Source organism: Streptomyces spiramenti, from assembly GCF_012034385.1.
Lineage (GTDB): Bacteria > Actinomycetota > Actinomycetes > Streptomycetales > Streptomycetaceae > Streptomyces > Streptomyces spiramenti.
Genome location: NZ_JAAVJB010000137.1, coordinates 3,442 through 13,728, shown reverse-complemented (window position 1 = coordinate 13,728; position 10,287 = coordinate 3,442). Strand labels below are relative to the sequence as shown.

Annotated in this window: 7 protein-coding genes; 4 read left to right on the top strand and 3 right to left on the bottom strand. The window is 73.0% G+C overall.

Annotated features, from left to right (window positions below):
* Positions 1-17 precede the first annotated feature (17 nt).
* Positions 18-1,538, bottom strand: coding sequence for a tRNA (N6-isopentenyl adenosine(37)-C2)-methylthiotransferase MiaB (miaB, locus tag HCJ92_RS16005; protein ID WP_167934275.1), 1,521 nt, complete (start codon positions 1,536-1,538; stop codon positions 18-20).
* Positions 1,539-1,674: 136 nt separating this feature from the next.
* Between miaB and HCJ92_RS16000 the strand changes: the two genes are divergently transcribed.
* Both HCJ92_RS16000 and HCJ92_RS15995 read left to right on the top strand, forming a co-directional pair.
* The gene (locus HCJ92_RS16000; protein WP_167934274.1) at positions 1,675-2,664 is read left to right on the top strand and encodes a TAXI family TRAP transporter solute-binding subunit; all 990 of its coding nucleotides are present in this window, start codon (positions 1,675-1,677) and stop codon (positions 2,662-2,664) included.
* Between the two features lie 148 nt (positions 2,665-2,812).
* Positions 2,813-5,863 carry an alpha-mannosidase gene (locus tag HCJ92_RS15995; protein ID WP_167934273.1) on the top strand — a complete coding sequence of 1,017 codons (3,051 nt, stop codon included), beginning with the start codon at positions 2,813-2,815 and terminating at the stop codon, positions 5,861-5,863.
* Between the two features lie 60 nt (positions 5,864-5,923).
* On the opposite strand, the gene HCJ92_RS15990 is transcribed toward HCJ92_RS15995, so the two are convergent.
* Together HCJ92_RS15990 and HCJ92_RS15985 are read right to left on the bottom strand one after the other, a co-directional pair.
* Entirely contained in the window at positions 5,924-7,336 is a 1,413-nt protein-coding gene (locus HCJ92_RS15990; RefSeq protein ID WP_167934272.1) for an ATP-binding protein, read from the bottom strand.
* A 15-nt stretch (positions 7,337-7,351) separates the two neighbouring features.
* Positions 7,352-8,062 carry a response regulator transcription factor gene (locus HCJ92_RS15985; protein ID WP_167934271.1) on the bottom strand — a complete coding sequence of 237 codons (711 nt, stop codon included), beginning with the start codon at positions 8,060-8,062 and terminating at the stop codon, positions 7,352-7,354.
* 486 nt (positions 8,063-8,548) lie between these two features.
* Here HCJ92_RS15985 and HCJ92_RS15980 point away from each other — a divergent pair, with 486 nt between their 5' ends.
* Together HCJ92_RS15980 and HCJ92_RS15975 are read left to right on the top strand one after the other, a co-directional pair.
* Positions 8,549-9,337, top strand: a complete 789-nt coding sequence (locus tag HCJ92_RS15980) for an amino acid ABC transporter ATP-binding protein (RefSeq protein WP_167934276.1) — start codon at positions 8,549-8,551, stop codon at positions 9,335-9,337.
* Positions 9,338-9,410: 73 nt separating this feature from the next.
* Positions 9,411-10,253 (top strand): glutamate ABC transporter substrate-binding protein, encoded by an 843-nt coding sequence (locus HCJ92_RS15975; RefSeq protein WP_167934270.1) that lies wholly within the window; start codon positions 9,411-9,413, stop codon positions 10,251-10,253.
* The last annotated feature ends 34 nt before the right edge of the window (positions 10,254-10,287 follow it).

The window sequence follows — 10,287 nt, the reverse complement described above, 5'->3', positions numbered from 1 at the left end:
CCACGGAGCCGGCGGTGTCAGCGCGCGGCGCAGCCGCCGTTCGCGTCGGGAAGCGGCGGAGGCGCGCCGACGCCCGGCAGTCCGAGGGAGACGGTGGGGCGGCCGGACGCCCCGGTGGGCTGGGCCTGGCGCGCCTCCCAGGCGTCGCCGGAGCGGGTGCGGCGGACGGCGGTCACGGTGCCCTCGGCCAGCAGGTGGTGGGGGGCGGCGTAGGTGACGGTGGCGGTCACCATGTCCCCGGGGCGCACCGGCTGTTCGGGGCGGGTGAAGTGGACGAGCCGGTTGTCGGGGGCTCGTCCGGACAGCCGGCGGGTCGCGTCGTCCTTCCGTCCCTCGCCCTCGGCGACCATGATCTCCAAGGTGCGGCCGACCTGCTTGCGGTTCTCGGCCCAGGAGATCTCCTCCTGCACGGCGACCAGCCGCTCGTAGCGCTCCTGGACGACGGCCTTGGGGATCTGGCCGTCCATGGTCGCGGCGGGGGTGCCGGGCCGCTTGGAGTACTGGAAGGTGAACGCCTGCGCGAACCGCGCCTCGCGCACCACGTGCAGCGTCTCCTGGAAGTCCTCCTCGGTCTCGCCGGGGAACCCCACGATGATGTCCGTGGAGATCGCGGCCTCCGGCATGGCGGCGCGGACCTTCTCGATGATCCCGAGGAACCGTTCCTGGCGGTAGGAGCGCCGCATCGCTTTCAGCACCGTCGAGGAACCGGACTGCAGCGGCATGTGGAGCTGCGGCATGACGTTCTCGGTCTCGGCCATCGCCGCGATGACGTCGTCGGTGAAGTCGCGCGGGTGCGGGGAGGTGAAGCGGACCCGCTCCAGTCCCTCGACACGGCCGCACGCGCGCAGCAGGTCGGAGAACGCCTCGCGCTCCCCCATGTCGGAGCCGTAGGCGTTGACGTTCTGGCCGAGCAGGGTGATCTCGCTGACGCCGTCGGCGACCAGCGTCTCGATCTCCGCGAGGATGTCGCCGGGCCGGCGGTCCTTCTCCTTGCCCCGCAGGGCCGGCACGATGCAGAAGGTGCAGGTGTTGTTGCAGCCCACGGAGATCGACACCCAGGCCGCGTACGCGCTCTCGCGGCGGGTGGGCAGCGTGGAGGGGAACGCCTCCAGCGACTCGGCGATCTCGACCTGCGCCTCGCGCTCGACGCGCGCCCGCTCCAGGAGCACCGGCAGCTTGCCGACGTTGTGGGTCCCGAAGACGACGTCCACCCAGGGAGCGCGGCGCACGATGGTGTCGCGGTCCTTCTGCGCCAGGCAGCCGCCGACGGCGATCTGCATGCCCGGCCGGCTCGCCTTCTTGGGCGCCAGCTGGCCGAGGTTGCCGTAGAGGCGGTTGTCCGCGTTCTCCCGGACGGCGCAGGTGTTGAAGACCACGATGTCCGCGGCCTCGGCCTCCTTGGGCGCCCGTGTGTATCCCGCCGCCTCCAGCAGTCCCGACATCCGCTCGCTGTCATGGACGTTCATCTGGCAGCCGAAGGTGCGGACCTGGTACGTCCTGGGCTCGGCCACCGGGAGGCTCCCGTCAGTGCTGCTCATGCCCACCAGGGTAGGCGGTGCCGGCGGCGCGCCGAACCGGGTTCCCGCGCGGGCGGCACGGCGGGGCCCCGGCGGCGGGGGAACCGGCCGGTGGGCGCCGTGCCCGTGCCGGGCGGGTGTCGGGCAGACTGTCCGCATGGTCTCGCGTGCGCTCCCGCCGATCTCCCGCCGACGCCTGCTGGGCGCGGGGGCGACCGCGGTGGGCGGCGGGGCGGTGTGGTGGCTCGCGGCGCGGGACGGGGAGCCGCCGCCCAGCGGCGAGGTGGTGGTGAGCACCGGGGTGCCGAGCGGGGTGTACGCCCAGTACGGACAGCTGCTCCGCTCCCAGCTGGCGCGGGACCTGCCCCAGGTGCGGGTGGTGCTGACGCCCAGCGTCGGCTCGGTGGAGAACATCGAACGGCTGCTGTCCGGCGAGGCGGACTACGCCATCGCCACGGCGGACTCCCTCGCCTCCCACCGTGCGGGCGGCGACACGGAGTCGCTGGCGGCGTGCGCGCGCCTCTACGACGACTACATGCAGCTGGTGGTGCCTGCCGCGTCGCCGGTGCGCGCCGTGGCGGACCTCGCCGGACTCCGTGTGGGGGTCGGGCAGGACCGCTCGGGGGTGCAGCTCGTCACACGGGAACTGCTGGCGGCGGCCGGGCTCGACATGGAACGGGACGTCACCGCCGCCCGCGAGGGCATCCACACCATGCCGCGGATGCTGGAGCACGACCGGCTCGACGCCTTCTTCTGGTCCGGCGGCCTGCCCACCAGGGCGGTCGAGCAGCTGGCGTCCCGGCGGGCGATCCGGCTGGTACCGCTGGGCGAGCTCCTGCCGCAGCTGAGACGGCAGGGCGCGCACACGGCGTACTACCGCGCGGCGGTCGTCCCCCCCGACGCCTATCCGGAGGTGAGCGGCACCAGCGGGGTCGACACGGTGGCGGTGGCCAACCTCCTGGTGACCACGGTGGGGGCCGACGTGGCGTTGACCGAGCGTTTGACCGCCTCGGTGATACGGGGCAGGGACCACATCGCGACGGTCGTGCACGCGGCGCAGCGGGTGGACCTGCGGACCGCGATCTACACCCAGCCGCTGCCGCTGCACCCCGGCGCGGCGCGCTACTACCGTTCCGTCAAGTCCTGAACCGGCGGGGCCACCGCCGACTCGCGGGCCCCCGCCGCCCGCCGGCGCCCGCGGCGCGGCACCCTGGAGGGTGGCCCCGGCCCGTGCCTCCCCGGGTGGGCCGGCCGCGGCCGGGGCGCAAGCGCACCGCAGACCCACCGGAGGACTGATGCACGACGACCGCCGTATCGTGGAAGACCGCCTGCGCCGCGTCCTCACCGAGCGGATCGCCCCGGCCGTCCACGGCGCCAGAGCGCCGCTGACGGTCGAACGCTGGGAGGCGCCGGGCGAACCGGTCCCCGTGGCCGAGGGGCTCGCCGCGGCCTACCGCCCGGCGGCCGTGGGCGAACGCTGGGGCCCCGCCTGGGGCACCACCTGGTTCCGGGTCACGGGCGAGGTGCCGCCGTCCTGGCGGGGACTCCCCGTGGAGGCCGTGCTCGACATCGGCTTCGACCGGGCGATGGCGGGCTTCCAGTCCGAGGGGCTCGTCTACCGGCGCGACGGCTCCGCCGTCAAGGGGCTCAATCCGCACAACGACTGGGTGCGGATCGCCGACAGCGCGGCGGGGGGCGAGGGGGTCGAGCTGTTCGTCGAGGCGGCGTCGAACCCGATCCTGCTGACCCCGCAGCTTCCCGGCCCGCTCGGCGACCGGCTGACCGCCGGCGACGAGCCGCTGTACCGGGTCGAGCGCATGGATCTGGCGGTCTTCCACCCCCAGGTGTGGGAGCTGGTCCGGGATCTGGAGGTCCTCGGGCAGCTGATGACGGAGCTGCCGCTGGAGGACGCGCGCCGGTGGGAGGTGCTGCGCTCGGTGGAGAGGTCGCTCGACGCGCTGGACCTCACCGACGTGCCCGGCAGCGCGACCGCGGCGCGCGAGCCGCTGGCCGAGGCGCTCGCCTCTCCGGCCCGCGCCTCGGCCCACCGGGTCAGCGCCGTGGGCCACGCCCACATCGACTCGGCGTGGCTGTGGCCGCTGCGGGAGACCGTCCGCAAGGTCGCGCGGACCTCCGCCAACACGGTGGCGCTGATGGACGGCGACCCCGACTACCGGTTCGCGATGTCGCAGGCCCAGCAACTGGCGTGGCTCAAGGAGCACCGGCCCGAGGTCTTCGAACGGGTGCGGGAGAAGGTCGCGGCCGGTCAGTTCGTCCCCGTCGGCGGCATGTGGGTGGAGTCCGACACCAACATGGTGGGCGGCGAGGCCATGGCCCGGCAGTTCCTGTACGGCAAGAAGTTCTTCCTGGACGAGTTCGGCATCGAGACGCGCGAGGTGTGGCTGCCGGACACCTTCGGCTACACCGCCGCACTGCCGCAGCTCGTGCGGCTGTCCGCCTCCGACTTCTTCCTGACGCAGAAGATCTCCTGGAACCAGACCAACGCCTTCCCGCACTCGAGTTTCTGGTGGGAGGGCATCGACGGCACGCGGGTCTTCACCCACTTCCCGCCGGTCGACACCTACACCGCGGAGCTGACCGGGGCGGAGCTGGCGCACGCGGCACGGAACTTCCGCGAGAAGGGCAGCGCAAGCCGCTCCCTGGTCCCCTTCGGCCACGGCGACGGCGGGGGCGGCGCCACCCGGGAGATGCTGGGGCGCGCCAGGCGGCTGCGCGATCTCGACGGCTCCCCGCGGGTGGAGGTCGAGACGCCCGCCGAGTTCTTCGGCAAGGCGCTCGCGGAGTACCCGGGGGCGCCCGTCTGGGCCGGGGAGCTGTACCTGGAGTTCCACCGGGGCACCTACACCTCGCAGGCGAAGACGAAGCAGGGCAACCGCCGGAGCGAGTCGCTGCTCCGCGAGGCGGAGCTGTGGGCGGCGACCGCGGCCGTGCACGACGGCGGCTACCGCTACCCGTACCAGGAGCTGGAGCGGATCTGGAAGGACGTGCTGCTCCACCAGTTCCACGACATCCTGCCCGGGTCGTCCATCGCCTGGGTCCACCGCGAGGCACGTGAGACCTACGACCGGCTCCGGGAGGAGCTGGAGGAGATCATCACGGCGGCGCAGCGGGCGCTGGCCGGTCCGGCGGACGGCGCGGCGGGCGGCTCCGTCGTCTTCAACGCCGCGCCCCACGCGCGCCACGGCGTCCCCGGCGGCGGTGCCGTCCCCCGGGGCGCGGACGTGCCCGGCGCCGTGCCGGTGACTCTGACCGCGCTCCCGGCCGACGCGGGCTGGGTCCTGGACAACGGGCTGCTGCGCGTGACGGTGGACGCCCGCGGGCTGGTGGTGTCGGCCGTGGACGCGGCCTCCGGCAGGGAGGCGGTCGCGCCGGGCGCCGCGGCCAACCTGCTCCAGCTCCATCCCGACCTGCCCAACAAGTGGGACGCCTGGGACATCGACGCCTTCTACCGCCACAACGTCACCGACCTGACCGACGCCCGTGAGGTCGCCCCCCTGACCGACGGCGGCCGGTCCGCGACCGTGCGGGTGGTACGCGGCTTCGGGGCCTCCTCCGTGGAGCAGCTGCTGACGCTGCGCGCCGGGGAACGGCTGCTGGAGATCGCGACCGAGGTGGACTGGCACGAGAGCGAGAAGCTGCTCAAGGCGTCGTTCCCGCTGGACGTCAAGGCGGACCGGTCCGCGACCGAGACGCAGTTCGGCCACGTCTACCGCGACACGCACACCAACACCACGTGGGAGGCGGCGAAGTTCGAGATCTGCGCCCACCGCTGGCTGCACGTGGGAGAGCCGGGGTGGGGGGCGGCGTTGGTCAACGACTCCACCTACGGGCACGAGGTGACCCGCGACATCCGGGAGGACGGCTCGCAGACGACCACGGTCCGGCTCTCGCTGCTGCGCGCGCCACGCTACCCCGACCCGGAGACCGACCAGGGGCGGCACCGGATGCGGTACGCCCTGGTGCCCGGCGCGGGCATCGAGGACGCCGTGCGCGAGGGGCACGCGATCAACCTCCCCGAGCGGTCCGTCCCGGGGTCGGCCGAGGTGAGCCCCCTGGTCGTCTCCGACGCCGGCGCGGTCGTCGTGGAGACGGTGAAGCTCGCCGAGGACCGCTCCGGCGACGTGGTGGTGCGGGTGTACGAGGCATCGGGAGGCAGGTCCGCGGCGGTGCTGTCGCTGGGGTTCACGGCGGCGTCGGCGACGGTCACGGACCTGTTGGAGCGGCCGTGGCCCGACGGGGAGGCGCCGGCGGTCGAGGACGGGCGCACGGTGCGGCTGTCGCTCCGGCCCTTCCAGATCCTGACGCTGCGGTTCGCGCGCGGCTGAGCCAGGCCGCCGCGGGCGGCGCCCGCCCTCCGGGGCCGGGCGCCGCCCGCGGCACGGCGGTCACTCGGCTCCGGGCTGCCCGGGGTCCTCTCGCGGGAGCCGCACGGTGGCGCGCAGCCCCTCGGGGTCGTTGTGCCCGTAGGCGATGTCCGCGCCGCCGGAGGTCAGCAGCGCCTTCACGATGGAGAGGCCCAGCCCGGAGCCGGAGACGTTCTGGTGGCTCCCGGCGCGCCAGAAGCGGTCGCCCACCCGAGCCAGTTCCTCGTCGGTGAGGCCGCTGCCGGTGTCGGCCACCTCGATCCGCACGATGTCACCCTCCGCCCGGCAGGACACTTCGACGGTCCCTCCGGCGGGGGTGAACTTGAGCGCGTTGTCGACGAGGGCGTCCAGGGCGCTGGAGAGGGCGATCGGGTCCGCCCAGGCGGTGACGGCGCTGGCGCCGGTGGACCGCAGCGTGACCCCTTCGCGATCGGCGACCGGCCCCCAGGCGACGGTGCGTTCGGCGGCGAGCGCGGCGACGTCGGTGGTGCGCAGGTGTACGGAGGACTGCTCGGCGACGGCGAGGTCCAGCAGATCGTCCAGGACGCGCGCCAACCGCGTGCCCTCGGCTCGCAGGGAAGCGAACTCCTGGCTCCCGGGCGGCAGTTCGAGCCCCAGCAGGTCGATCCGGAGCAGCAGCGCGGAGAGCGGGTTGCGCAGCTGGTGGGAGGCGTCGGCGACGAAGGCGCGCTGCTGTTCCAGCACCTCCTCGACGTGGTCGGCCATCTCGTTGAACGACGCGGCGAGCCGCCGCAGCTCCGGAGGCCCGCCGGCCGCCGCGACGCGGGAGTTCATGCGCCCGGTGGTGATCCCGTGGGCGGCCCGATCCAGGTCGCGGACGGGGCTGAGCACCCAGCCGGTGAGCCGGAAAGCGGCGGCCACGGCCAGCGCCATGGCCGCGGCCTCGCCGAGCGCTATCGGCAGCCAGCCGCGGAGAATGCGGGAGCGCAGCGCGCCGGTCGGCGAATCGGTCAGCACCACCGCGACCACGTCACCGTCGCGGACGACGGGCGAGGCCACCACCAGCCGGCGGTCCCCCTCCCAGGGCCAGATCTGGCCGGGCCCGTGGCTGCGACGGCCCGCCAGCGCCTCGTCGAAAGCGGTCCGCGCCTCCTCCTCGGCCACCCCCGACCAGCGCACCGGTGCCGAGGCCAGGGGGCGTCCGTCGCGCCGGAAGACGCCGGCGCGGATGCCGTACAGCTCGTGGTACCGATCGAGCTCCTCCTCCAGCTGGTCGAGCGCGCCGGCGGGCGCGTCCTTCCCCGCGCCGGTGGCGAACTGGGCGAGCGAGCCGAAACGGGCCGTGTCGTCGATCCGGTCGACGACCAGCCGCTGCTGTTCGGTGGCCGCCTGGCTGGCTGCCAGCGGCACACCGAGGGCGAGCAGTACGCCCGCCTGGAGCAGGATGAGCAGGAGGAGGAGCCTGGTGCGCACGGTCGGGTAGGCCGATCAGGGTCGTGGGACGGCGAGGCGGTAGCCCACACCACGGACGGTCTCGACCAGTTCACCCCGGCGGAGCTTGGAACGCAACGACGCCACGTGCACCTCCAGCGTGCGGCCCGTCCCCTCCCAGCTGGTGCGCCACACGTCGCTGATGATCTGCTCCCTGCGGAAGACCACGCCGGGGCGCTGCGCCAGCAGGGCCAGCAGGTCGAACTCCTTGCGGGTGAGCTCCACCGGCTCGCCGTCGACCAGGACGCGGCGGGTGGACAGTTCCACGGTGACCGGCCCGGCGGCCAGCACCTCGCCGCCGGCCGCGGTGCCGGCCTCGGGCTCGCCGCGGTCCGGCGCGGGGCGCTCGGGCGCCACGCGGCGGCTGACGGCGTGGATCCGCGCCAGCAGCTCACCGGTGTCGTAGGGCTTGACGACGTAGTCGTCGGCGCCCAGGTTCAGCCCGTGTATGCGGGAGCGCACGTCCGCCCGCGCGGTCACCATGATCACCGGTATCCGGGCGAGCCGCCGGATCTGGCCGTACACCTCGAACCCGTCGGCGTCGGGCAGGCCGAGGTCGAGCAGGACCACATCGTGGCCGCCGGCCTGGACGCGGTCCACGGCCTCCGCCCCGTTGCGGGCGTGGGTGACACGGAAGCCGTGCCTGCCGAGTACCGCGACCAGCGCCGCGGCGACGTGTTCGTCGTCCTCCACCAGCAGCAGTCTCATGCGACCTCCTTCCGCCTGGGCGGCGGTCTCGTCCGTCCGCCGGGCGGTGCCGTACCGCGGCGGCCTGCGCCCGGCACGACGGTGGGTCCGGGCGTGTCCGCCCGGCGGGACCGGGCGGACACGCCACGGGGCGGTCCGTGCATGCGGTGCGGCCGACCGGCGCCGGTCGGCGGACCGGACCCCGAGGGCCACCGGGGCCGGCCGTGGCGGGCACGGCGCGGGTTCACCGTCTGCGGCCCCCGGTGAAAAGTGAACTCCGGACAGGCCCGGAAGTCCACTCCCGCGTGCCGGTCGGCCCGGCTCCGGGCGTACGCCGTCCCACCCGCCACACCGGGGACACGACGCCGTGACCCACCGCTACCACCAGCGGCAATACGTAGTACAGAGACATCAGATCGTTATCCTCAATTTCAGCTCAGATCGGCTGACGTCCATTCGGCCGCTGGCTAGGGTCCCTGCAACCGACGAGGACGGAGCATGACCACGATGAGCGATGTGCCGCTGACCAAGGACGTCGAGGGCGACGCCGCGCCGCTGGCGGAGGACCTGGTCGTCCTGGACGGCGTGAACAAGCACTTCGGTGCGCTCCACGTGCTCCAGGACATCAACCTCACGATCAAGCGCGGCGAGGTCGTCGTGGTGATCGGGCCCTCCGGCTCCGGCAAGTCGACGCTCTGCCGGGCCATCAACCGCCTGGAGACGATCGACGGCGGAACGATCACGATCGACGACGAGCCCCTGCCCGCCGAGGGCCGCGGCCTCGCCCGACTGCGCGCCGATGTGGGAATGGTCTTCCAGTCCTTCAACCTCTTCGCGCACAAGACCGTTCTGCAGAACGTGATGCTCGGCCCCATCAAGGTGCGCAAGCAGGAAAAGGCGAAGGTGGAGGAGCGCGCTCGGCAGCTCCTGGACCGGGTCGGCGTCGGCAACCAGGCCGACAAGTACCCCGCGCAGCTCTCCGGCGGCCAGCAGCAGCGCGTGGCGATCGCGCGGGCGCTGGCGATGGAGCCGAAGGTGATGCTCTTCGACGAGCCCACCTCGGCCCTGGACCCCGAGATGATCAACGAGGTCCTGGAGGCCATGAAGCAGCTGGCCCGTGAGGGCATGACGATGGTCGTCGTCACCCACGAGATGGGCTTCGCCCGTTCCGCGGCGAACCGCGTGGTCTTCATGGCCGACGGACGGATCGTCGAGGAGGCCGAGCCGCAGCAGTTCTTCGACAACCCGAAGAGCGACCGCGCAAAGGACTTCCTCTCGAAGATCCTGCACCACTGACCCGCACGACCGCCGGCGCCGCCGGCCCCCCACACGTAGTCCCGCATCCCTTCACCAGAGCAAGGAAATGATCATGAGAGCTCGCAAGTCCGCCACGCTGGCCGCCTCCGCCCTCGTTCTCGCCCTCACCGCCACCGCCTGCGGCTCCGACGACAGCAACGGCGGTTCGAGCGACGGTGGCGACAGCAACGACACCCTGACCATCGGCATCAAGTACGACCAGCCGGGCCTGGGCCTGCAGACCGCCGACGGCGACTTCACCGGGTTCGACGTGGACATCGCCCGCTACATCGCGGCCGAGCTGGGTGTGGAGGAGGACGACATCACCTGGCGCCAGGCGCAGTCGCCCGAGCGCGAGAACATGATCAAGAACGGTGACGTCGACTTCATCGTCGCCACCTACTCCATCACCGACCAGCGCAAGGAAGAGGTCAGCTTCGCGGGCCCCTACTTCGTGGCCACGCAGGACCTGCTGATGCGCAGCGGCGAGTCGATCTCCAGCAACGACGAGATCGGTGACCTGAACCTCTGTTCCGTCTCCGGTTCGACCTCCGCGCAGAAGATCCAGGAGGACATCGCCCCCGACGCGAACCTCCAGCCCTACGGCGGCTACTCCGAGTGCCTCACCGGCCTGGAGAACGGCGCCGTCGACGCGCTGACCACCGACAACACCATCCTCGCCGGCTACGCCGCGCAGGACGAGCACCAGGGCAAGTTCGAGCTCGCCGGCCTGGACCTGGGCCCGGAGAACTACGGCATCGGCATCCCCAAGGACGACACCGAGCTCCAGGAGAAGATCAACGCCGCGATCGAGAAGATGATCGAGGACGGCGCCTGGGCCGAGGCGGTCGAGAAGAACCTCGGCCCCGCCGGCTTCGAGGTCCCGGACGCCCCGGAGATCACCGAGGGCAAGTGATCCATGGTGGCGGGGGGGGGGGGGGGGGGGGGGG